19 protein-coding genes are annotated in these 23,207 nt (G+C 41.2%); 2 read left to right on the top strand and 17 right to left on the bottom strand.

Going from position 1 to position 23,207, the window contains the following annotated elements; all coding sequences use genetic code 11:
- Positions 1-55: 55 nt before the first annotated feature.
- The 10 genes from LM917_RS04115 to LM917_RS04070 form a co-directional block, all read right to left on the bottom strand.
- Positions 56-1,612 carry an acyl-CoA carboxylase subunit beta gene (locus LM917_RS04115; RefSeq protein WP_232696221.1) on the bottom strand — a complete coding sequence of 519 codons (1,557 nt, stop codon included), beginning with the start codon at positions 1,610-1,612 and terminating at the stop codon, positions 56-58.
- Entirely contained in the window at positions 1,605-2,447 is an 843-nt protein-coding gene (gene mce / locus LM917_RS04110) for a methylmalonyl-CoA epimerase (protein ID WP_232696220.1), read from the bottom strand. The genes LM917_RS04115 and mce overlap by 8 nt, the downstream gene beginning before the upstream one ends.
- Before the next feature lie 22 nt (positions 2,448-2,469).
- A complete protein-coding gene (locus LM917_RS04105; protein ID WP_232696219.1) occupies positions 2,470-4,122 on the bottom strand; it encodes an acyl-CoA mutase large subunit family protein in 1,653 nt (550 codons plus the stop codon).
- A 529-nt stretch (positions 4,123-4,651) separates the two neighbouring features.
- Positions 4,652-6,724: a copper amine oxidase N-terminal domain-containing protein gene (locus LM917_RS04100; protein ID WP_232696218.1), complete on the bottom strand. Its 2,073-nt coding sequence runs from the start codon at positions 6,722-6,724 to the stop codon at positions 4,652-4,654.
- Positions 6,725-7,006: 282 nt separating this feature from the next.
- The gene (locus LM917_RS04095; RefSeq protein ID WP_232696217.1) at positions 7,007-8,365 is read right to left on the bottom strand and encodes a dihydrolipoamide acetyltransferase family protein; all 1,359 of its coding nucleotides are present in this window, start codon (positions 8,363-8,365) and stop codon (positions 7,007-7,009) included.
- An 18-nt stretch (positions 8,366-8,383) separates the two neighbouring features.
- The gene (locus LM917_RS04090; RefSeq protein WP_232696216.1) at positions 8,384-9,367 is read right to left on the bottom strand and encodes an alpha-ketoacid dehydrogenase subunit beta; all 984 of its coding nucleotides are present in this window, start codon (positions 9,365-9,367) and stop codon (positions 8,384-8,386) included.
- A gap of 13 nt (positions 9,368-9,380) precedes the next feature.
- Positions 9,381-10,373, bottom strand: a complete 993-nt coding sequence (locus LM917_RS04085; protein ID WP_232696215.1) for a thiamine pyrophosphate-dependent dehydrogenase E1 component subunit alpha — start codon at positions 10,371-10,373, stop codon at positions 9,381-9,383.
- 19 nt (positions 10,374-10,392) lie between these two features.
- Positions 10,393-11,814 carry a dihydrolipoyl dehydrogenase gene (gene lpdA / locus LM917_RS04080; RefSeq protein ID WP_232696214.1) on the bottom strand — a complete coding sequence of 474 codons (1,422 nt, stop codon included), beginning with the start codon at positions 11,812-11,814 and terminating at the stop codon, positions 10,393-10,395.
- A gap of 311 nt (positions 11,815-12,125) precedes the next feature.
- A complete protein-coding gene (locus LM917_RS04075) occupies positions 12,126-13,217 on the bottom strand; it encodes a Leu/Phe/Val dehydrogenase (RefSeq protein ID WP_232696213.1) in 1,092 nt (363 codons plus the stop codon).
- 237 nt (positions 13,218-13,454) lie between these two features.
- On the bottom strand, positions 13,455-15,515 hold the full coding sequence (locus LM917_RS04070) for a sigma 54-interacting transcriptional regulator (RefSeq protein ID WP_232696212.1): 2,061 nt from the start codon (positions 15,513-15,515) through the stop codon (positions 13,455-13,457).
- Between the two features lie 346 nt (positions 15,516-15,861).
- Here LM917_RS04070 and LM917_RS04065 point away from each other — a divergent pair, with 346 nt between their 5' ends.
- A complete protein-coding gene (locus LM917_RS04065) occupies positions 15,862-16,146 on the top strand; it encodes a DUF2627 domain-containing protein (RefSeq protein WP_373688753.1) in 285 nt (94 codons plus the stop codon).
- 58 nt (positions 16,147-16,204) lie between these two features.
- Here the strand turns inward: LM917_RS04065 and LM917_RS04060 are convergent, their stop codons facing one another.
- The 5 genes from LM917_RS04060 to LM917_RS04040 form a co-directional block, all read right to left on the bottom strand.
- Complete coding sequence (locus tag LM917_RS04060; RefSeq protein ID WP_232696210.1) at positions 16,205-16,984, bottom strand: hypothetical protein; 780 nt, start codon at positions 16,982-16,984, stop codon at positions 16,205-16,207.
- 89 nt (positions 16,985-17,073) lie between these two features.
- Positions 17,074-17,757 (bottom strand): glycosyltransferase family 2 protein, encoded by a 684-nt coding sequence (locus LM917_RS04055; protein WP_232696209.1) that lies wholly within the window; start codon positions 17,755-17,757, stop codon positions 17,074-17,076.
- Positions 17,758-17,792: 35 nt separating this feature from the next.
- The gene (steA, locus tag LM917_RS04050) at positions 17,793-18,971 is read right to left on the bottom strand and encodes a putative cytokinetic ring protein SteA (protein WP_232696208.1); all 1,179 of its coding nucleotides are present in this window, start codon (positions 18,969-18,971) and stop codon (positions 17,793-17,795) included.
- A gap of 202 nt (positions 18,972-19,173) precedes the next feature.
- The gene (locus LM917_RS04045; protein WP_232696207.1) at positions 19,174-19,344 is read right to left on the bottom strand and encodes a DUF2759 family protein; all 171 of its coding nucleotides are present in this window, start codon (positions 19,342-19,344) and stop codon (positions 19,174-19,176) included.
- A gap of 168 nt (positions 19,345-19,512) precedes the next feature.
- Complete coding sequence (locus tag LM917_RS04040) at positions 19,513-20,286, bottom strand: class I SAM-dependent methyltransferase (protein WP_232696206.1); 774 nt, start codon at positions 20,284-20,286, stop codon at positions 19,513-19,515.
- Between the two features lie 377 nt (positions 20,287-20,663).
- Here LM917_RS04040 and LM917_RS04035 point away from each other — a divergent pair, with 377 nt between their 5' ends.
- On the top strand, positions 20,664-21,116 hold the full coding sequence (locus LM917_RS04035; protein ID WP_232696205.1) for a hypothetical protein: 453 nt from the start codon (positions 20,664-20,666) through the stop codon (positions 21,114-21,116).
- 87 nt (positions 21,117-21,203) lie between these two features.
- Here the strand turns inward: LM917_RS04035 and LM917_RS04030 are convergent, their stop codons facing one another.
- Positions 21,204-21,887, bottom strand: a complete 684-nt coding sequence (locus LM917_RS04030) for an MgtC/SapB family protein (protein ID WP_232696204.1) — start codon at positions 21,885-21,887, stop codon at positions 21,204-21,206.
- Between the two features lie 178 nt (positions 21,888-22,065).
- Entirely contained in the window at positions 22,066-23,082 is a 1,017-nt protein-coding gene (locus LM917_RS04025; RefSeq protein ID WP_232696203.1) for an NADH:flavin oxidoreductase/NADH oxidase, read from the bottom strand.
- Between the last annotated feature and the right edge of the window lie 125 nt (positions 23,083-23,207).

Genomic DNA, 23,207 nt, shown 5'->3' with positions numbered 1-23,207 from the left:
GATGTGTAAAGATTTCAATTGCATGTAGTCTTGCGAAGAAAATGGTTCAACCGAGTTATAATGGGATATTTCCATGTTTTTTATTTGGGCGAATTTCTTTTTTAGTACGTAACATTTCTAAAGAATGCAGTAAATATTTTCTTGTTTCACGAGGATCAATCACTTCGTCTACCATCCCATGTTCGGCTGCAACATACGGATTGGCGAATTTTTCACGGTATTCAGTAATCTTCCTTTGTCTGGTCGCTACTTTATCCTCGCTTACTTCAATCTCCTTGGCAAAAATGATGTTAGCCGCACCTTCCGGACCCATTACCGCAATTTCTGCATTTGGCCAGGCATAAACAACGTCCGCACCTATCGCTTTGGAATTGAGTGCAACATAAGCTCCACCAAAAGCTTTTCGTGTGATAACACTGATTTTGGGAACCGTTGCTTCGGAATAAGCATACAGGATTTTCGCACCGTGCCTAATAATACCTCCATGTTCCTGGTTAATGCCAGGAAAGAAGCCTGTTACATCGATTAAAGTAACCAGTGGAATTCCAAAGCAATCACATGTTCGGATAAATCTGGCAAGCTTATCAGATGAATTAATATCTAATCCTCCAGCCATTACTTTCGGCTGATTAGCTATGAAGCCAACTGGTTTTCCATTGATTCGACCAAAACCTACGACAACATTCCTCGCAAAATCAGGTTGAATTTCAAAGAAATCTCCATGGTCAACGATCAATTCTAATACTTTTTTCACATCATAAACCTTTGTGCTTGCAACTGGTACGAGGTCAATGATCTCCTCTAACCAATTCCCAGGATTATCATCGTAGGAGATCTCTGGAGGGCGTTCCTCACAATTTTGAGGTAGAAACTGCATCAGTCGTCTTACCTCTTCAAACACCTCTACTTCTGATTTTGCAGTTATATGAGCATTCCCGCTAATACTAGAGTGTACTCTTGCTCCACCAAGGTTTTCACTTGAGATTTTTTCACCTGTGACCGTTTCAATTACTTTTGGTCCTGTGATAAACATTTGAGAAGTCTCTTCTACCATGAACACAAAATCGGTTATGGCAGGAGAATAGACAGCTCCACCTGCACAAGGGCCTAAAATAACCGATATTTGTGGAACTACCCCTGAGTAAATGGAATTCCGGTAAAAAATATGTCCATACCCATCTAGAGAGACAACTCCCTCTTGGATTCGTGCACCACCTGAATCATTAAGACCGATGATTGGAGCTCCATTCTTTGCAGCCAAATCCATGATATTGCAGATTTTTTTAGCGTGCATCTCACCTAATGCACCACCAAAAACTGTGAAGTCTTGAGCAAAAATATAAACGATCCGACCGTTTATTTTACCATATCCAGTAACGACACCTTCTCCTGGTGCCTCCATCTGATCTAGTCCAAATAGATGGGAGCGATGCTTCACGAATGGTTGTAACTCTATAAAAGTGTCTGGATCAAGCAGGAGATCAATTCGCTCTCGTGCGGTTAGTTTACCACGTTGATGCTGAGCCTGAGTGCGTGCTTCTCCTCCGCCGAGCTCTACTTTTCTCTTTTTCACGTGCATTTCATCAATTTTTTTATACATTTCTTCACTCATCGTTTTTTGCCACCCCACTGTCTTTCGGTTGACAAAGTTCCACCAATACACCATGAGCTTCTCGCGGGTGGATAAAAGCGATTTGTGCTTCATGCGCACCTATCTTAGGTTGCTCTTGAAGTAAACGAATTCCATGTTCGTGTAATGTATTCATTCGCTCTACTATATCATCTACTTCGAGCGCAATATGATGAATGCCCTGCCCTCTTTTTTCTATAAATGTTGCGATCGAGCTCTGTGGTGCAAGAGCTTCCAATAACTCAATCCGTGATTCACCAATTCGTAAAAAAGCAACTTCCACCTGTTCACTCTCTACCTTTTCTCTACCCTCTAATCGAAGACCGAGATGTTCTGTGTAAAAAGGTAAAGCCTGATCAATGGAATGGACTGCAATCCCAATATGAGCAATCTTCTTTGGGGGCTCTAGCCAATTCTCTTGTTTTGGTCTCGCTTGTTGACGAATGTAATCAATTGCAGCCTGTGTAGGTGTCCCAGGTGTAAAAATTTCACGAATACCTTGTTCTTTTAAAAACGGGATATCCTCTTGCGGTATAACGCCGCCGCCAAAAACAATGATGTCTTCTGCTTGTTGTTCTTTTAATAACCGGACAATTTCCGGAAACAATTCATTATGAGCGCCAGACAGACAGGAAAGACCGATAAAATCAACATCCTCCTGGATTGCTGCATGAACAATTTGGGCGGGGGTTTGTCTCAAACCGGTATAAACTACTTCCATTCCAGCATCACGAAGTGCCTGTGCAATAATCAGCGCACCTCTATCATGTCCATCCAATCCAGGCTTGCCAATTAAGACACGTATCTTCTGCTTCATTGCTTTTCCTCCTACACGTAGACTACACAGACCGATACTCACCAAATACCTGACGAAGAACACCACAGATCTCTCCGATCGTGGCATATGCACGCACGGCATCAACAATGAGTGGCATTACATTTTCTGTAGACTTAGCTCCTTCACGCAATTGATTGAGCGTTTGCTCAACTAGTGCTTGATTGCGGTTTTTCCGTAGCGTGTCTAGCTTTTCTGTTTGCTTCTTCCCAATCAACGGATCAACTCTAAGCAAATCTGGTTGAGTTTCATTTTCCAGTACAAAACGATTTACCCCAACGACAATCTCTTCACCAGACTCGATTTTTCTTTGCATGTCATATGCTTCCTTATGAATTTCTCTCTGCATATAACCTGCTTCAACAGCAGCAACAGCTCCGCCCATTTGAGCGATTTTTTCCATATAGACTGCTACTTCTGCTTCCATCTCATCCGTTAACTGTTCCATATAATACGAACCCGCCAATGGATCAACCGTATCAGTAACACCGCTCTCATAAGCAATAATTTGTTGGGTGCGCAATGCTATTCGAGCAGATTCTTCTGTCGGTAAAGCGAGCGCTTCATCACGTGAATTCGTGTGTAAGCTCTGTGTTCCCCCAAGGACTGCTGCTAATGCTTGTAATGTAACTCGAACCACGTTATTGTCTGGTTGTTGTGCAGTAAGCGTTGATCCACCTGTCTGTGTATGAACGCGGAATTGCCAGGATTTTGGATTTTTAGCGTTGTATTTGTTTCTCATGAGGTTTGACCAGATTCTTCTGGCACATCTGAATTTTGCGACTTCTTCGAAGAAATGATTGTGAGCATTAAAGAAGAAAGAGAGTTGGGGTGCAAATTGATCTATATCGAGACCTGCTTGTATGGCAGCATCTACATAGGCGATTCCATCCGCAAGAGTAAATGCAACTTCTTGTACAGCACTCGATCCTGCTTCTCTGATATGGTAACCGCTGATACTAATCGTATTCCATTTTGGTACGTGACTGGCACAATAGGCAAAAATGTCTGTGATGAGTCTCATGGAGGGTTGTGGTGGGAAAATGTAAGTACCTCTCGCAATATATTCTTTGAGAATATCATTTTGAATGGTACCGCTAAGCTTTTCGGAGGATACGCCCTGCTTTTCTGCCACGACAATGTACATAGCGAGTAAGACCGAAGCCGGGGCATTAATCGTCATGGATGTACTTACCTTATCAAGCGGAATCTGATCAAGTAGCAATTCCATATCTGCCAAGGAATCAATAGCTACACCGACCTTGCCAACCTCTCCTACAGCCATGGCATCATCAGAATCATAGCCAATCTGCGTAGGAAGGTCAAACGCAACACTTAATCCAGTCTGCCCTTGTTCAAGTAAATATCGAAAACGACGATTTGTTTCCTCTGCTGACCCGAAGCCAGCGTATTGGCGCATGGTCCATAAGCGCCCCCGATACATAGTGGGTTGAACTCCACGCGTATAGGGATATTCACCAGGCAGGCCTAGTTTTTCTTCATACTCTTGGTCGACTTCTTTCGGTAGATAGACTCGTTCTACTTCAATATTGGATGAAGTTGTGAAAGTCCCTTTTCTTTCTGGTGTCTTTTTTAGCTTTTGGTCAATGCTTTGTTGCCACTTCTCATAGATTTGAGTAAAATGATGTTGTGACATCAGTTGTCCCCCTGTGTGACAAAGTTGGAATTTAAAGAAATATCCTCCAATATATTCTAGCATAGCCAAAATCTTTTTCAATCTGTGCTATGTGCTGAGTGAGGATAATTTTTACCATAGTTGAAGGAGTTGTATACTGTGAAATATCAATCTACCATCGTCAAAATCCTTGTTTTTATACTTGTATTGGCCCTGGTGGTTCCAATGGTATTACAATATATCGTATAAAAAGGTAGGTGAAAAAAGCCGATTTGCTTGTAAAAGCAAATCGGCTTTTTTGTATCACTGCTTTCATCCTTCGCTCAAGTCTTCGCCCGCAAGTGGTAGAACCCCAACTAGTTTACAGACAAAAATTGCACTTCTTCTGCTCACCCACTACATGATTGAATCGAGGGAAAACTCCTACCCAAGTCCATTCTAAAAACCTGTTACTACAAAGGAAAACCCCCGCAGTAAGCATCCCATACTTATGGGATAGTCTTAGTCTGCGAGGGTTTTTACGAACGAAGTAGCATTGCTACTTCAATTCTTATTTGAAAATAATTACGCTAGAAGTGCTGTTGTCCCAAGCTAGGTTGAAACGAAGGGTATCCGTGATGTTACGGAGAGGAAGCATTGGGATGTTATTTTTTTGTTGTACAGCCACTGGCAATGTGTAGTTTTTACCGTTTATTTTCACGATGTTAGAGCCAACTGTAAATACCATTGTGTTGTTACCATGTTTCACAGTAGCAGATGTTTTTGTGTACGTAGTGTTTACTTTCAAACCGTCACGAACGAAAGTTGCAGGAACCATTGTATTACTATTCAAAGTATATGGTGCTACTGCAAGTGGGTACGTTTTTCCTTGTGTTTTGTAGGAAGCCTGACCTGTTTTGAAGCTAATACCATTTTGTGCACCAACTGTTACTTGGCGGATGAACAATGGATTTTGCTCTTCAGAAGTGTAAACACCTACACTATAGATATTAGAAGCACCTGGAGTTTGAACCTTTGCCCCTTCTCCAATTACTACGTTAACCGCTTGACCAGCAGCAATCGGTGCAGAAGGATAAATTGCCAGATTTTTACCGCGTACTACAACCGCACGTGCATATACACCATTCAATGTTACATTGGTATTAGCAATTGTAGAAGGTACAACGAAATTACTAGGCATTACCACTTCAATGAAATCTGTAGTATTCAGTTGTGCCCCAAGAGCCTTAATGCCAAGTGTTACAGCAGTGAAGGAGTTAGGGTTTGGCTTGCTAAGCGATACTGTAGCTGCACTGTTATTAGCTGGTGTAGTTACAGGAGGCGTAACTGGTGGTGTAACTTGGCCAGGATTTCCTGGGTCTACTACAGAAGAGCCAGTAACGTTAAAGCTAGCTGATTTGTATGTTGTGTTTTTATGAACTACGTTTAGGTTGTACGAGCCAGCAGAACCTGGAGACTTGATAAAGGCATCGTTTGCAAAGTTGATACGAGCATTTTTAGTTGAAGAGAAGTTGTTTGGTGTAGAAATATATACTTTGTTTCCAGCAACATATACGTTTTTAGATGCGCTACCATTGATTGTTACGTGGCTGTTAAAGATAAAGCCAGGAATCATATCTTGCGTAGGGAATTCTACAACAAACTCTTGGTTCGACTCAAGATTTGAATCTAAAGCAACTTCCATTGTAACTGTAGTACGAGCACCTGTACGGCTGTCAGACAGGTTTACGCCATAGTTACTGTCAACATTGGAAGAACCTTTTTTCACTTCGAAAGATTTTGAGATGTATGTGTTCTTATCAAAATCTACTTCGATTTTATAGTCTCCAGAAGAGCTAGGGTTTTTAATACCTGCGTCTTTGGCAAATTCAATTTCAATATATTTATCCCCTTCTTGATCTTTTGAAACTTTAAGTTTCACTGTTTTTCCGGAGATAGTAACATCTGCTGGTTCATCACCATTTAAAATAACATCTTTTGTTTTGATGCTACTAGGTAACATGTCAGAAGAAGGGAAGGTTACTGTAATCGTATCGCTCTTTGACAATTTTGTACTTGTCGTAAATTTATCCAGATCAAATTTTGTTTTTTCACTGGTTTTATCTGAGTTGGTTACTACTTTGAATGCATCTTTTTCGTTTTTGCTGCTGCTGCTACTGCTGCTTTTCTTGTTATCAATAGTTACTTTTTCATACTCACTGCCTTTAGCATCTTCAACAGAAATCTCATATTTACCTTTATCATCTGGATTAATTACATTATCGATAGTAATCTCAACTACATCGTCCTTATCAATATCATCACCGATTGTAATGGTTATTTTGTTTTTCTTTGTGTTGATTGAAACAGTATCGATATCAAAATCTGCATCGACATCCTTTTTGGTTACTTCTGAGAGATCGAACTCTTCATCAAACGTGATGATAATATCGTCTCCTTCTTTCATCTTTTTATCAATTGTAAATTCAAGTGTATATTCCGTTTCTTCTTCTGTTCTATAATCATCAGCAGAAATATTTAAATCTGAAGCAGCATATGTAGATTGAGGCATGCTAAATACTGGTGTTAATGCTAATGTTGTAGCGAGTAGTAAAAATGCGCTTTGTTTCACTTGTTTTTTCATAATTATCCTCCTGAATATTCTATTTATCCCTAAGTCTTCTAATACAGGACCCACTTATAGTTTAGCATAAAATAGTAAGAGTTGTAGAAGATAGCCTATAAGATTCTAATAATTTTTTGGGCATAGATCATATAGTAATACGTAAAAAAACTAAGAAAGTTACATGAAGTTACCAATAAAAACGTAAAAAAATCCAAATTAATCTGTATGATGTTCAAAAACGGTTGCCTTTGAAGTATATTACCTCAAAAACAACCGTTAGAATCAATAAAAACGAAATATTTAATAGATGCTCGTTCCTGCCCCGTATCCTTCTACCTTTCGTTTTACACTCTGCATAAATTGTCCACAAATCAGACCATCCAGTACACGATGATCAAGGGATAAGCATAGGTTCACCATAGAACGCACAGCAATCATGTCATCAATTACAACCGGACGCTTTACAATTGCTTCAACACTCATGATCGCCGCTTGTGGAGCATTGATAATCGGTTGCGACAAAATAGAACCAAACGTACCTGTATTATTAACAGTAAACGTTCCTCCCGCCATGTCATCGATGCTCAGTTTACCAGCGCGCGTTTTTTGTGCTAAACCTTCAATTGATTTAGCAATGCCATAAATAGATTTTTGATCGGTGTCTTTGATGACTGGTACAAATAATGCGTTATCCGTTGCAACCGCTAGTGAGATATTTATATTCTTATGCATAATAATTTTATCACCAGACCAGCTGGAATTCATCATCGGGAATTCTTTTAACGCCTCTACCACTGCTTTAATGAAGAACGGAAGATATGTGAGTGAAAAACCTTCTTTTCTTTTAAACTCATCCTTACTGACTTCTCGCAGTTTTACTAAATTTGTTGCATCAACTTCCACCATCATCCATGCATGAGGAGCTTCCTGCTTGCTTTGAACCATTCGATTCGCAATCGTGCGTCTAACAGGTGTGATCGGAATCTCTTGATCGCCAACACCAATTGGAACGGGCTGAGCTTTTGCTTGGGTCACTGCGTTTTGCTTCCGTGTATCTTCCTGAGTAAGCCCAGCAGTTGTATAAGCCATTGCTGTCTTCTCTTCTGTATCCAAATTTACTCCTTGAGTAAAAGTAGGGGCGGGTACACCTTCTTGAACGGCTTTCTCCACATCTTTTCTCGTAATCCGTCCACCTATGCCTGTTCCCATTACTAAAGACAAATCAATACCATGCTCCTGCGCTAAGGTCATCACTGCCGGAGAATATCTTACTTTCCCTCTACTCCCCTGCTGTGTAGGCTTCTCTATCTGATTGATTGTCTCTCTTTTCATTTCGGGTTGCTTTCCTGTAGTTTCAGGTACGAAACTCTGTTCAGTCTGTTTTGTTACCTCTGGACTGTTTTCAGATGTCTCATTTTCTCCTTCTTCTACTATATACATCATGAGCGTGCCGACACTAACCGTCTCACCTTCTGCAATCAAAATTTCCTGGATACGCCCTGAGACAGTTGAAGGAACTTCTGCTGTAACTTTGTCCGTATTCACTTCTGCAAGTGCATCATACTTATTTACAAAATCGCCCTTTTGCACGAGCCATTTAGCAATTGTTCCTTCTGTTACGCTCTCACCTAATTGTGGCATCAGTACTTTTGTAGCCATCTTTTTGTCCTCCCTCTACTAGAAATGCGCCAGTTCACGCATTGCTTCCAGTACTTTTTCCGGATTTAACATAAAGAATTTTTCCATAGGAGGGCTATATGGCATAGCTGGTACGTCAGGTCCGCAGAGACGTTTGATTGGAGCATCCAGTTCAAACAAGCAATGCTCTGCAATGATTGCTGCGACCTCGCCACCCACTCCTCCTTCTTTGTTATCCTCATGAATGATCAGTACCTTACCCGTTTTGGAGGCTGCTTCGATAATGCCTTCCTTATCCAATGGATACAAGGTTCTAAGATCAAGTACGTGGGCAGAAATCCCTTCTTCAGCCAGTTTTTCAGCAGCCTGAAGAGCGAAGTGAAGGGTCATCCCGTAAGAGATAACCGTTATATCCGTACCTTCACGCTTCACGTCTGCCTTTCCAATAGGTACGGTATAATCCTCCTCGGGAACCTCACCTTTAATTAATCGGTAGCAACGTTTATGTTCAAAAAAGAGGACAGGATCTTCATCACGAATGGCTGCTTTCAGCAAACCTTTTGCATCGTAAGGAGTGGAAGGAGCCACTACTTTTAAACCAGGAACGTTCGTAAACATGGCTTCAACAGATTGAGAGTGATACAGCGCTCCATGTACACCACCGCCAAAAGGAGCACGTATCGTCAGCGGGCAATTCCAGTCATTGTTGGATCGATACCGTAGTTTTGCTGCCTCTGATACGATTTGGTTAACAGCGGGTAGGATAAAATCAGCAAACTGGATTTCTGCAATCGGACGCATTCCAACAGCCGCTGCACCAATCGCTACCCCGACGATTGCAGATTCTGCAAGCGGTGTATCGATAACGCGTTCTTCACCGAACTCATCAATTAATCCATTAGAAGCACGGAATACTCCACCGCGCACCCCTACATCTTCTCCAAGCAAAAATACGCGTGGATCTCTTCGCATCTCTTCTTGCATTGCTAACGTTATTGCATCAATATACGACATGTTTGCCATTTCATCACTCCCCTTACGATCCGTATACATGTGTCATTGTAGATTCAGGTGCTGGGTACGGAGCTTTCTCCGCATATTCTGTTGCTTCATCCACGATAACCTGTACTTCCCGATTCAATTGGTCGATTGCCTTATCCGTTAATAGCCCTACTTCTTTTAGATAAGTAGCGAAAATGACTAGTGGATCTTGTTTCTTCGCCTCATCCACCTCATCACGATTACGATACACACGATCATCATCGTCACTGGAGTGCGGCACCAATCGGTATGTGACCGCTTCAATCAGCGTCGGACCTTCTCCTGCTCTTGCTCGATCTACTGCCTCCTTCGTGACTCGATATACCTCAATCGGGTCATTACCATCTACTGAGACACCTGGAAACCCATAGCCAATTGCCCGATCCGCTACACTTTTACAAGCAAGTTGCTTTTTCAATGGAACAGAGATTGCGTATTTATTGTTTTCACAGAAAAAGATAACCGGCAGTTTATGAACTCCTGCGAAATTGGCTCCTTCATGAAAATCGCCTTGATTGCTGGAACCTTCGCCAAAAGAAGTAAAGACAACCTGATTTTCCCCTGTCATTTTCCCCGCTAGTGCGATGCCGACTGCGTGTGGCACCTGCGTTGTTACTGGACTGGAACCACTCATGATTCGATATTTTTTCCCACCGAAGTGACCTGGCATTTGTCGTCCGCCACTGTTTGGATCTTCTGCTTTTGCAAAAGCAGATAACAAGGTATCTTGCGCCGTCTGTCCGAAAACCATTACCGCACCAAAATCACGATAATAAGGGCATAAATAATCTTTTGTCTTATCAAAAGCTAAGGCAGCACCAACTTGAGCTGCTTCTTGACCTTGGCAGGAAATAACAAATGGAATTTTTCCTGCGCGATTTAACAGCCACATTCTTTCATCCACCTTACGTGCAAGTAACATATAACGGTACATCTCTAACACCTGATCGTCTGTTAATCCCACAGACTGGTGACGAGTCTTAGTCATGAGTATTCCTCCCTGCTAATTAAGCATTAATTGCCAACCCTTCAATACTTAGTGCTGCTTCCCCAAAAGCTTCTCCGAGCGACGGATGTGGCTGGATAGCCTGACTGATTTCCCACGGTGTAGCATCCAGAACTCGAGCAAGCGCTCCTTGTGAGATCAATTCTGTTACATGGGGTCCAATCATGTGAATACCAAGCACATCTTCCGTTTTCTCATCCATAATAATTTTGATAAAACCATCATTCTCACCATGTACCAGTGCTTTACCAAGTGATTTGAAACTAAACTTACCAATTTTCATCTGGAAGCCTTGTTCTTTTGCCTGTTTTTCTGAAAGTCCGATGCTCGCTACTTCAGGCCTGCTATAGGTACAACGTGGAACTTTCAACGGATCAAGCTGATCCTTTTTGAGACCATTCATATGTTCTACCGCCAAAATCCCTTCGTGTGCAGCAACATGGGCCAGTTGCATTCCGCCAATCACATCACCCACGGCATAAATATGCGGTTCAGACGTTTGATAAGTACCATTTACTTCAATTTTTCCACTGTTAACTTGAATTTCAGTTGCTTCCAGTCCAAGGTTATCCACATTCGCTACACGACCTACAGCAAGTAATAAGCGATCTGCGGTAAAGCTCTCTTGCTTGCCATTTATGTCAGCCTCAATCGTGACCTGATTTTCTTGAACTGCAACTCTTTCGGTAAGTAATTTTGCTTTTGTGACGACCTTTACTTTTCGTTTTCTTAATAATCTAGAAAGCTCTCTACTGATCTCTTCATCCTCACCAGGAAGAATCCGATCTGCATATTCGATCAGGGTAACCTCAACACCGAAATCACTCATCATGGATGCCCACTCCACACCAATTACCCCTCCACCTACGATCAGTAATGACTTTGGAAGGTTATCCATGTTAAGAGCCTCATCACTAGTCATGATGTGAGTCCCATCTACCGCCAGTCCTGGGAGGATTTGCGGCCTTGATCCAGTAGCAATCAGCAGGAATCTGGGAACGATTATTTCTTGATCGCCATCAGCTGATTCAATGCGAACGGCTCCAGCCTGAGGTGAAAAGATACTTGGACCCATAACGCGGCCCAATCCCTTATAAATCTCGATTTTCCCTTTGTTCATCAGATATGTAACGCCTTTATGTAATTGTTCAATAATCTCTTCTTTACGCTTTGTTACCAGCTCGAAATCGAGTTGAACATCCCTCGATCGAACACCGTATTTTTCACTTTCCTGAATCGTTGCATACACTTCTGCACTGCGGAGCATCGCCTTGGTTGGGATACAACCCTTATGTAAGCAAGTGCCTCCCAGCTTTTCCTTTTCTACTAACGCTACAGACATACCGAGCTGAGCAGCACGGATAGCTGCTGTGTATCCGCCAATACCTCCACCAAGTACAACCAAGTCAAATTCGCGGGACATACCTTCCAGCTCCTTCCATTTGTTTCCGATTAGCAAAACCCCAACCGATCTCCAGTCGGTGAAGCTGATTCTTCCTGAACGGACATTTTTCATGCGTATCAGGAAAAACATTGTGTAGGTCATACCTTTTGATACAGAAAAAAGGAGTCGGATATCTGCACAATTCTCTGCATGTCTCCAACTCCTGTGTGAGTGCTATAAGTATTTTTAGCATATGTGGTATCTTCTCTTAGGAGCAGGTCATAAAAATGATTCTTGCTATACCGTACTACCATTACGCCTAAGAGTCAAGCCTAAATCCTACGAACCTTTTATCGGTCCAGAATAGATTTTGGGTTTTGTAAAAAGCTGTTTCTAGAGCGAGCCAAACGTGCAATTCTCTCCTCTGCCATACGATCTGCTGCTTTGTAAGTAGGAATTTGATCGCGATCAGCAATGTCAAACACACGCAGCATATTGTCATAAATTGTCTCAACTTTTTTCATTGCACGGTCACGATTGTAAACTTGAAGTTCATCGGCCACATTAATTAGACCACCAGCATTAATTACATAATCCGGTGCATATACAATACCCATTTGTTCAATCCGATCACCATGACGTTCTTCTTTCAACTGATTATTAGCAGCTCCTGCAATAACTTTTGCTTTTAACAATCCAATCGTGTCATCATTTATAATCGCACCAAGTGCACATGGGGCAAAAATATCACAATCTACCGAGAAGATATCTTGGACACCCACTGCTTTCGCTCCGAAATCTTCTACAGCACGTTCCACATTCTCCTGATTGATGTCCGTAACGATTAAATGAGCACCTTCTTCGTGCAGATAGCGGCAAAGATTGTAAGCAACGTTACCAACTCCTTGAACCGCGATGGTTTTTCCAGAAAGATTGTCGCTTCCAAACGCTCTTTTTGCAGCAGCCTTCATACCACGATATACGCCGAATGCTGTTACTGGAGAAGGATTTCCACCAGAACCGAATGCTGGTGATACTCCTGTCACATAATTCGTTTCCTGATGAATCAAATCCATATCTGCAACAGTCGTTCCCACGTCTTCCGCTGTGATGTAACGACCATGTAATCCTTGAATATATCTGCCGAATGAACGGAACAGTTCCTCGCTCTTATCTTTGCGCGGATCACCAATGATTACTGCCTTTCCCCCACCAAGGTTAAGACCTGCCGCGGCAGCCTTATACGTCATTCCACGTGCCAGGCGAAGGGCATCTTCAATAGCATCTTCCTCAGAATTGTACATCCACATACGAGTACCACCGAGAGCTGGTCCAAGAGTTGTATCATGTATCGCAATGATCGCTTTAAGTCCAGAAGTTTCATCCTGACAAAGCACTAGTTGTTCATAGTTATACTTTTGGAGATATTCAAAAATTTTCATTGGGATTACCCTCCTGATGTTTCTTATAATCTGTTAGAGAGGTTACTATTTATTTTACTCTCCCCCAGTTTCTCAATAATTACCTAAAGCAATATATATGCCAACTACTTTCGCTTTTTGTGAACAACTGATGAAATAACAAAAAGGATTGGGTAGCCCACCCCTAAATTGTGAAATTTTTTGCACGTTTATGCAAATTATTGCATGCAACATTTTGCGCTATTCAGTTCTTTCTTGCTATCCATCAAGTAAAATCCCTAATTTTTCCATCTTATAATAGAGATTCCTAAGAGATATTCCTAAATGCTTGGCTGCTATTGTTCGATTTCCTTTTGCCTTTGCTAATTGGGCTAAAATGCACTCTTTTTCTGCATTTTCAACAACCTCCTTCAAGTTACTACCTGAGGAATAACGGGTGGAAGCATCCTCATTTGAGACAGGAATCGCAGGCTGAAGGATGGAAAGATGACCAGGTAAAATTCGTTGTTCTGTAAATTTCATATGGATCATTGCACGTCCAAGAACATTTTCTAATTCACGAACATTTCCAGGCCATTTATATTTTTTGATGGATTCGAATGCTTCCCAAGAAATCTCCTGAACATTTCTTCCGTATTCGATGTTAAACTTGCGCAATAAAAAATGAGTCAATGGAATAATATCTTCCAAGCGTTCACGAAGTGGTGGAATCGCAATGGGAAGTACGTGTAAGCGATAGTAGAGATCTTCACGGAATTTGCCTTCTTTTATCGCCTTTTCCATATCGACGTGTGTAGCTCCGATGATTCTGACATCAATTGGAATCGCTTTGGTGCCACCTACTCGGACAATCTCTTTTTCCTGAAGAACACGCAGTAATTTTGCTTGCATCCCCATAGAAAGTTCGCCGATTTCATCCAAAAAAATGGTCCCGCCGCTTGCCTCTTCAAATAATCCTCGCTTGCCACCTCGTTTTGCTCCTGTAAAGGCGCCTTCTTCATATCCAAACAATTCACTTTCCAACAAAGATTCAGTCAACGAAGCGCAATTCACACGAATAAACTGATTGTACTTTCTCTTGCTTCCGTTATGTATCGCATGGGCAAAAAGCTCTTTTCCCGTTCCCGATTCGCCTCGCAAAATCACGGTTGCTGGAGTCATGGCAGCTAATTTAGCTTGTTCGATTGCTCCAAGCATTTTTTCACTTTTTCCAATGATATCGTCAAACGTATATTTAGCTTCCAACGTACGAATAATTCGTTTTGCTTTTTCCAGCTCATCGGATAAGTTCTTAATCTCTGAAATATCGTGGATAACTCCTACGCTACCTTTAAGCTCGCCATCTACCAGTACCGGAGCTACATTTACAACTACATCCTTGCGCATTGGCCCTAATTTCATACGTACACCACGAACAGGTTTCTTGGTTCGAAGTACCTGCATATGCATGCTTTCCCCTTCAGAAATATCCACCGTTGCGGGCTTATCAATTACATCTTCAGGCGTTAACCCTGTTATTCGTGTATACGCTGGATTAATTAATATACCATTACCTTGTCCATCCACAACAGAGATCGCTTCGTCGGAGGAATGCAGGATTCCTTGTAGCATACTTTTTAATTCTTTAAGATCTGTCACTTCTTCAGCGAGCGACATGATTTCTGTAATATCGCGGAAAATAGAGACTGCCCCAACAACCTCCCCAGCCTCATTTCGTACAGGCACTCGATTCGTGATAATTCGAGTCTGACTTGAGAGCTGTTGCTCCTGATTTAATTCCTGGTTACCAGATTTCAAGACATGATGAAGACGAGTATTGGGTATGGTATCCTCCGCTCTTGTACCAATAACCTCCTCTTTAGACTGACCAATCAAACGCTCCGCTGCACGATTAAATATCGTAACCAGACCATCTTGGTTCATTGCTACAATCGCATCGTGTGTTGAGTTGAGCATCGTATCGTATTCAAGCTGTTTTTGACTCAATGTTTGAATAAGCTTTTCTCTGTCTTGAATTAATTTCATAATAATACTGGTAAAAGTGCCTGGAATCAGCACGGTTTCTATTCGTTTTCGTTGCAATATATCCTCGTAGGTATCCTTATCACCTGTAGCCTCAAGAATGATGTCCACTTCTCTATCCAAATAGTCTCGATAATCATTACCTACCTTAATTCCCAGCTGATCGGCTAATTGTAACCCTGGTGCATCCATATTGGTATCGACTACTGCGATGACTTCAACCTGATTCATCTGCATCAACAGCGTCAGTAATAATGAACCGCCTTTACCTGCACCGATAATTAACATTTTATGCATCTGAAACCTTCTCCTTCCCAGACGCTATTCAATTTGTCCTTCGTATACATTTTACTCCACCTGACAGGTTAGACAAGCACTCCCAGATGTTTTATGATAAAAGTAAACGGTAAATGGTAAGAAAAACTTCTATCGAAGTTATTCGAAGAAGCTGGTCCTTCCTTAGCGGATGTTTTTCATGCGTATCAGGAAGTGACCCTTCGAAGTTAATACTTTCTGATACAGTAAGAAAAACTTCTATCGAAGTCTATTCGAAGAAGCTGGTCCTTCCTTAGCGGATGTTTTTCATGCGTATCAGGAAGTGACCCTTCGAAGTTAATACTTTCTGATACAATTACAAAAGGATGTGGCTTCATTGCTTGGACAACGAATTGTTGCCCTCATCATTATGGTAGTTCCCTTTGTTATCGCAGGTTATGGGATTAAAACCATGCGTGATGCTTTCTATTTATCTTTTAATCCGAATGTTCCGTCTTTCTTTTGGGGACATTTCCTTACGGGTGCGCTCATATTTCTAGTTCCCGTCCTCTTCATTGGCGGTTTTGTGTTGCATCATGAACGTAAAAGAAATCGTGTTCAACCACGATTTATGAAACGAGACCCAGAAGATGATGAGGAAGATGACGATTAACTATTTTCAACATTCATACTTGATGAAAAGCTTCCCATTTATCGGTGTCGGGGAAGCTTTATTTTTGTCTAATTGTACCGAAACGATCGATTTTATCTACTATATCATTCTTACTAATCCATCTACTAAAGGAATATCTCTCTGCGGCTATCTGTAGTACGAATAAGATGAGTATCAGTGCTGTTTTTATCCAAATACTCGTAATAAAAATCAAACAGAACCCCAGTAAAAACCCCAAGTAATTACTGCCGGTATCTCCAAGCAACACTTCACCACTGGCATCCATTTGAAACATGAGCCATGTAGCGCTGACCACAGGTAAAACAAACACGAAAGGAATTGTAGTGAATAAGATAGGAGCCAACAGGAACAAGCAGATAAAGCAGATCCAAAAAACCTTAATGGCTCTTGCAGGTCGGATATCAAACAAATTAATAAAATTCAAGGAGATGCCAAGTAAGAGGGCATTAAGAATTGCCAGGAAAAAATTGCTGGATAAAGTGAGCGAGATGATAATTGAGAGGAAACTGCCTACGAGCGCCTTGATCATTCCGCTAGTCATATAACCATCCGACAGAAATGCCCTAAGATGACCCACAATCCCTTTATTCCGATAATCCTGCTTGCTATCATCTAACCAACCTAAGAATCCAATAGCTATTGAACCAACAAGAAACAGGAGAAGAATCTTCCAAGATATTAGATCGTTTCCCTTAATCGATAGCAAAGTCGCTAGGAACAAAACACTTACCGAAATGTAGCAAACCAAAAACCACCCTGTAGCTGTTGGCAGCCTCTCACCTCTAAAATTAAACTCAACCATTCCTTGTTTTAACAATATAGATATCCCTCTGCTACTAATAAGCTCGTGTAATATCACAGGCATTAGAAACGCCAGTACGAAAAGGCTAATGGAAGGTACCATGATTATTTACCATACCCTTCACTACGCCATTTCCCTACAAGGACACGTGTAATGTCACACCATTCTTGTCCTCGATGCAAAAAACCCGGCAGGTTATTCCCAGATACCCGATGAGAGAATGGAACAGGTGTTTCAATAATGTGAAAACCTGCTTGCAGCAGATCGATTGTCATCGAAATTTCTATTCCGAAACGACAGTCTGGGTTTTGGATGTAGGAAATCATGTCACGATGTAACGCTCTTTGCCCGGACAAAGGGGCATTCATCTTCCTATGTGTCAAGCGATTGATTCCCATTTGTGCCGTTCTTTTCACAAATCCCAATCCTGATTTCTTGTTAGATTTAGGCAAGAGAGCTACAGCCATATCGCATTTCCCATCGATTACTGGTTGCAGCAATAGTTCGGCATGAGTAGCGCTTGCTCCTAAATCTGCATCCAGAAATAGAAGGTACGGATGAGTTGCTTGTTTCCAGCCTGCTTCAAGTGCAGCTCCTTTTCCTCGATTAATAGGCAAGCGAATGACATGCTCCGTAAACCTTCTAGCAACATGAAAGGTGTCGTCATTACTCCCGTCATCAACAACGATAATTTCACCGATGGTAGAGAGTTTTTTCAATGCGACTAATGTAAGTGGTAAATAATCAGCTTCATTGTATGCGGGGATAATTACACTTGCCTTATGCATGTATATGTCCTCTCCTTACCATGAACGGTCCATACTTATAACGAATTAGGCAGATAGTCTCTCAGAAAGACACTAATTGCATGAAATTGCTCTCTAATGAAATAACCTGTTAGGAGTACAAGTAACAGGGACGCAACCATCCAGCTCGGGCTTTGCCATTGTTTGACGGGAGGTATGAGCTGATGAATCCCTTTCAAATCAATAATCTTATGCCCTATTCGCATTCGTGTCAGCAAGGTGCTTCCCATGCCCTCACGTCCTTTTTCCATCACATCATGGATGTTGGAATGACTCCCCAAACATACAATTGCCTTCGCTCCATGTTTATCCGCAAATAACAGGGCCGCATCTTCACTCGTTCCTGCAACTGCAAATGGTTGATAAGCTAGCTGTAATTCGTTCAATCTAGCTACACCTGGAGCCCTTCCATCGGGATATGCGTGGACAATCAGTTCAGCTCCACTTTGTAAGGCTTCAGTTGAAATACTGTCCATATCGCCAATAATGAGATCTGGTTGTATATCATAGTCCCGTAAAATATCTGCTCCACCATCAACAGCAATAAACAAAGGCTGTAATTTTTTTAGCATTGGTCGAATTACCTGTAGATCGGCACGACACATCGGACCTCGGTTAACCACAACGACATATCTGCCTGACACAGTGGTTTGAATCGGAAGTGGAGATTTTTGGGTATCATGAAATTGTTGCTGCTCTGCCTCCCGTTTTGCATGATCTATTGTGTTACTGATAAAACAATTTATTTGTAAGTCAGTTATTTCTTTGTGCGTGGTTTTTCGATACGTTATGATTTCTGATGTAAGCTGCTGAATGGATAAATGGATTGCAGGATTAGTTGCTTGCGAAAGAGATAAAGTATGATCATCAAGATATGCTTCAACATAATCCGGTATTGATGCTAAAAACGTATGTAAACAATGGGTACCTGATTCGGTCCATTCGTACATGGGAATCCCATGCTGTAATAATAACTGAGCGCCGTCCGCAGGTTGTTTGCCAGTCAAAAAGGATCTAGCATTAATGACAGCCTTCACTCTTTTTGCAGCCAACGATTCAGCAGTAGTCCTATCTAAATTTTCATGGGCGATAAAAGCAATCTCGCCCCTTTTTAATCGATGGCAAAGATGTTTGGTAACAGGATCTGCTAACAGTTTTCCTTCGATCCTGCCTGTATGTTTTACTGAACCGCTCATCCGTACCACCTCCTAGTAGTAGTATGGATGATATTGGCTGGTCTCATTCTTTTATGTGGTGGAACAGTGGGGATCTCCCCCCTAAAACCTAACTTGAAGTTATCTGAGGAACCTAATAACGGAACACAAAAAAGAAGCATTTGCCCTAACAGCAAACGCCCCTCTTATTTTCTCATTATTTCGTTATTTCATTCCAAGCGGTTTAAGGGAAAAAAGTCGTTTGGATAATAGCATAATCTACAACTGCAAATACAAGGAAAGATACGGCCCCAAACCCTACTGCAAAATAATTACGCACTTTGAAAGAACGATAGATTCCCGCCAAAATAAATAGTGTAATGATATACATGGTAACAGGCATGATCCATGTCATACGAATTCAACCTCCTTCATGCTAGTATTCCTTCTCATTCTTAACAAACAATGGCAAAATCATTATATAATGTATAAAATTTTTAAACAAGTCGCAATAGAAATTATGTACACGTTATTCAAAATTTTTGTATAAATTAGTGTATTTAATTTCATTCGTTATTTTTGATTATTTCCTAGCAATCCAGCATGTCCAGCTATCCTGTTCAATCAATATTTCTTCTTTTCCCAAGACAGATTCTAGTTTTTCTACGTATTCGATTAGTTGCTCGTCATTCAATTCATGAAGGATGGAGCGACCTTTTCTTGTTAGTAGTTCTTCCTTGTATGGTTGAAATCCGTTATATATTTGGCGAACTTCTAAAATTCTCTCGGTATCTACGCGCGTAAAACCTGCTTCTTTTAATGTTTGTACAATCTGTTCACGCTCCGGTCGCCGTCCTTTTTCCGTTTCCATTAGCTCAGGAAAAAAGTCAAATAAATAACCGCGTACATGTTCCTTACTTCCTGGTCTTACGACATCTTCCATCGTTCTGTTTTGAATGATACAGACACCACCCTTACGAATTAAACGATATAGCTCCGTAAAACAAGTGGGAAGATCCCTAATATGGTGGATGGTGGCTCTAGAAAAAACCAGATCAAACTGTTCGCCAGAAAGTCCTGTATTACACATATCTCCATGATGATAAGAAACTTGCGGAAGATCCTGACATGTATTTCTTGCTGCTTCAAGCATTGTTGACGAATAATCCATCGCGACAACTTCCCTTGCTCCTAATTCAACAAGTTTTCGAGTGTAAATGCCTCCTCCACATCCTGCATCAAGAACCTTCTTATTCGTAAGATCTACCCATTTTGACAAAAAATCTTGCCAACTTGTAGTTACCTCTCGATTTGCATATGTATGCAGGTTTGATTGATCATGGAAATCTATAGGCATGTAACCCCCTCCTTTTCTTTTCTCTATTTCCTCATCTGACAACATCTTTTCCTATTGTTACCATAATCTTCTTCCATATTATTATCAAGTTGTAGTCGTATTGATTTTTCACCCAAACCATTATTTGATCGCGTACATCCTCTTAATTGTTCTGCGGGAAAAACTGTAATACTCATGAAATGTCTTAACGGGAATTATATCAATGCAGGCTTTTTATACAGATGCAGAAAGGATGTTATCTATATGTCCAAACATAACGGTGTAAAAAATGAACAAGGAAATAAGGAAAACCCATCTCAAACACGTTCATCCAACACGATGGGAAAAGAAACACAAACAAAACCAGGACGCCGATAAAGTGAGAGGAGAAATCTCATATGCACACGCTTGCATCTCAGTACCATCAACAAATGTATGCACATAAGCAGCAGGCCGAAGCGCATATCAACCAAGCACAAGCCCATGAGCAACAGGCTCTTGCTCACCGTCAGCATGCTGAACTTCATGCAAAACAAGCCCAATTAATTGAGCAGGCCTATATGAATCAGAATAGACAACCCTATTCTTCATCATTCTCTCGACCAGCTTCTGCTCATTCCGTTATGGGAGCTGGGGAAATGCCCGTATATGTGGCTGGCACCGGAGATGGAGGAACGGTCCATGTGAATCAGAGTATGTATCATTCATACCAATCAGGTACATCACCGGATTATGTAAGTGGAGAGGGTAGCGATAAAGTAGCCGCTAATAATCAGGTATCAGAAGCAGCACTTGCCTTTCAAGGCAAAATCACCTCACCAAAGTCCACTACCCTTTCGCGAAAGAAATAGTATGATGAACGAAAATATACCACCCATGCACATTAATCAGCACGGGTGGTATTATTCTCTTTCTAATTATTCATCTGAATTGTTCAATCAACTATCTATTTCAACACGTACGACACCTTTTATGTCATGAACCATGTGATAGATATCAGTTATATACACGTGATCATACACGACCAGTCTCACATCTATCTGTACACGTTGTTTATCCGTATCTTTTATCCATAGGTTCTTAACTACCATGTCTTCTCTTTTCAGCCTAGCGATAATCGTCGTCATAAGTTCAGGATCTTCAAGGAAAAGTCTGATTTTCATCTCTTTCCCTTGTAGTTTTTTCACACCAATTCTTGTTATTAAATACGGTAACACCTGTACAGAGAACAAGATAAGTCCTGCACCTAATGCCGCTTCATAATAAAAGCCTGATCCTACTGCGATCCCGATTCCTGCTGCAGACCAGATGATTGCGGCTGTAGTTAGTCCAGAAATCACATCATTATTACGTCTCAGAATAACACCAGCACCTAGAAAACCTATTCCACTCACAATCTGAGCAGCAAGGCGCATGGGATCAGTTCGATTATTAGTTGAAGTCTCTGCATACATGAATGCTGCTTCAATCGAGACGATCGTTAATAAACAACTGGTAACGGAAATGATAACACTTGTTTTCAATCCAAGAGGTTTATGCTTCAATTCCCGTTCAATTCCGATCACAATACCTAAGAAAGCTGATAACAATAATTTCAAAAGAATAAGTAGGGATGAATCCATGTCTTTTTCACCTTCTTGCTGTTTTACGGTTGGTATACGCTTTATAGTAGCATAATATGCTTTTATATCCAGTAAAATTAACCTTAATTTACAGTAAAGAATGATAAAGATCGTGCTAATTGTGTAAAAAGCGTGCCATCTTTAAAAAGATAGCACGCTGATAAACTGATTATTCCGATTAGAATCCTCGAATATACTGCTTCGGGGGTTCACAAGTACCATCCAATATTCTGGAGGCTTGCAGAGCCCAATATGGTTCACGTAACATTGCTCTACCAATAGCAACAAGATCAGCCTGATTCTCTTCCAATACTTGTTCTGCAAGAGCTGGATCATCTAAAATACCCACTGCAATGACTGGAATGTTCAATGCAGCTTTCATTTTTTCTGCTAATTCTACTTGGTACCCAGGAGTCATGGAGAGTTTTTTGAATGGTTTGCCTTCGCCTCCCGATGAGACATGGAATACATCAACGCCTGCTTCTTTATATGCCTGGCAGAATTCAATCGCTTCTGGCAAATCATATCCGTTCTCGACATACTCTTTAGCAGACACACGCATGATCAAAGGCATATCTTCTGGCATCACACTTTTCACTGCTCGTACCACTTCTTCACCAAATAATGTAAGGCGTTTGCCATATTCGTCATCACGCTTATTTGTTAAGGAAGAGTGAAACTGATGGATCAGATAGCCATGTGCCCCATGTAATTCAATGCTGTCTACGCCAGCCTCCACGGCACGTCTGGCTGCCGCTTTATACTTTTCTACCATTCCCTTAACTTCCTCTGTGGAGAGTTCACGAGGAGTGTTATACTTCTCACTATATGCAATAGCAGATGGAGCAACAGGCTGTTTCGCATCTTCCGCTTTTCTTCCTGCATGAGCAATCTGGATAGCAACTTTAGAGCCATATTGCTGACACGATTTAATAATTCGTGAAAAAGCAGGAATATGTTCATCCGACCATAATCCGAGGCAGTTATTCGAAATGCGACCATCTGGTTCAACATTAGTCATTTCGATAATAATCAGCCCTGCCCCACCAACTGCTCTGCTCGTATAATGGACAAAATGCCACTCATTAGGGATTCCGTCCTCTTTCGTTACGCTGTATTGGCACATGGGAGCCATCACAACCCGATTTTTCAACTCTAACGATTTGATATGGTAAGGAGTAAACATGTGTGACATTTTCATACCTCCATTCGGGTTTTTTATGAAATTATACTTCCAAACTTACCTCATTTCGTAATAATTAACACCATCTATATCCCTTTGAAGTGTAGAACCAACACATTCCAAAAAACCTCTTGAAA

It is taken from the genome of Brevibacillus daliensis, from assembly GCF_021245735.1.
Lineage (GTDB): Bacteria > Bacillota > Bacilli > Brevibacillales > Brevibacillaceae > Brevibacillus_B > Brevibacillus_B daliensis.
This window is presented reverse-complemented; position numbering and strand designations above follow the sequence as displayed.

Bases quoted from the DNA above. Each gene is read 5' to 3' on its own strand.
- LM917_RS04115 (WP_232696221.1), bottom strand. From the start codon at position 1,612: ATGAGTGAAGAAATGTATAAAAAAATTGATGAAATGCACGTGAAAAAG.
- mce (WP_232696220.1), bottom strand. From the start codon at position 2,447: ATGAAGCAGAAGATACGTGTCTTAATTGGCAAGCCTGGATTGGATGGA.
- LM917_RS04105 (WP_232696219.1), bottom strand. From the start codon at position 4,122: ATGTCACAACATCATTTTACTCAAATCTATGAGAAGTGGCAACAAAGC.
- LM917_RS04100 (WP_232696218.1), bottom strand. From the start codon at position 6,724: ATGAAAAAACAAGTGAAACAAAGCGCATTTTTACTACTCGCTACAACA.
- LM917_RS04095 (WP_232696217.1), bottom strand. From the start codon at position 8,365: ATGGCTACAAAAGTACTGATGCCACAATTAGGTGAGAGCGTAACAGAA.
- LM917_RS04090 (WP_232696216.1), bottom strand. From the start codon at position 9,367: ATGGCAAACATGTCGTATATTGATGCAATAACGTTAGCAATGCAAGAA.
- LM917_RS04085 (WP_232696215.1), bottom strand. From the start codon at position 10,373: ATGACTAAGACTCGTCACCAGTCTGTGGGATTAACAGACGATCAGGTG.
- lpdA (WP_232696214.1), bottom strand. From the start codon at position 11,814: ATGTCCCGCGAATTTGACTTGGTTGTACTTGGTGGAGGTATTGGCGGA.
- LM917_RS04075 (WP_232696213.1), bottom strand. From the start codon at position 13,217: ATGAAAATTTTTGAATATCTCCAAAAGTATAACTATGAACAACTAGTG.
- LM917_RS04070 (WP_232696212.1), bottom strand. From the start codon at position 15,515: ATGCATAAAATGTTAATTATCGGTGCAGGTAAAGGCGGTTCATTATTA.
- LM917_RS04055 (WP_232696209.1), bottom strand. From the start codon at position 17,757: ATGCATAAGGCAAGTGTAATTATCCCCGCATACAATGAAGCTGATTAT.
- steA (WP_232696208.1), bottom strand. From the start codon at position 18,971: ATGAGCGGTTCAGTAAAACATACAGGCAGGATCGAAGGAAAACTGTTA.
- LM917_RS04045 (WP_232696207.1), bottom strand. From the start codon at position 19,344: ATGACATGGATCATGCCTGTTACCATGTATATCATTACACTATTTATT.
- LM917_RS04040 (WP_232696206.1), bottom strand. From the start codon at position 20,286: ATGCCTATAGATTTCCATGATCAATCAAACCTGCATACATATGCAAAT.
- LM917_RS04035 (WP_232696205.1), top strand. From the start codon at position 20,664: ATGCACACGCTTGCATCTCAGTACCATCAACAAATGTATGCACATAAG.
- LM917_RS04030 (WP_232696204.1), bottom strand. From the start codon at position 21,887: ATGGATTCATCCCTACTTATTCTTTTGAAATTATTGTTATCAGCTTTC.
- LM917_RS04025 (WP_232696203.1), bottom strand. From the start codon at position 23,082: ATGTCACACATGTTTACTCCTTACCATATCAAATCGTTAGAGTTGAAA.